The following is a 255-nucleotide window of genomic DNA, read 5'->3' as shown; positions in this document are numbered from 1 at the left end:
GGAGGCAGCAGTAGGGAATCTTCCGCAATGGACGAAAGTCTGACGGAGCAACGCCGCGTGAGTGATGAAGGTTTTCGGATCGTAAAGCTCTGTTGCCAGGGAAGAACGTCCGGTAGAGTAACTGCTATCGGAGTGACGGTACCTGAGAAGAAAGCCCCGGCTAACTACGTGCCAGCAGCCGCGGTAATACGTAGGGGGCAAGCGTTGTCCGGAATTATTGGGCGTAAAGCGCGCGCAGGCGGCCATTTAAGTTTG

Annotated in this window: 1 rRNA gene; it reads left to right on the top strand. The window is 55.7% G+C overall.

The window, feature by feature from the left end:
• Positions 1-255, top strand: a 16S ribosomal RNA gene (locus KJS65_RS29610); the annotation flags it as partial.

The sequence above is a fragment of the Paenibacillus sp. J23TS9 genome (assembly GCF_018403225.1).
Lineage (GTDB): Bacteria > Bacillota > Bacilli > Paenibacillales > Paenibacillaceae > Paenibacillus_AQ.
Note: the sequence above shows the minus strand (reverse complement) of the source record. Positions and strands in the feature narration are given on the sequence as shown.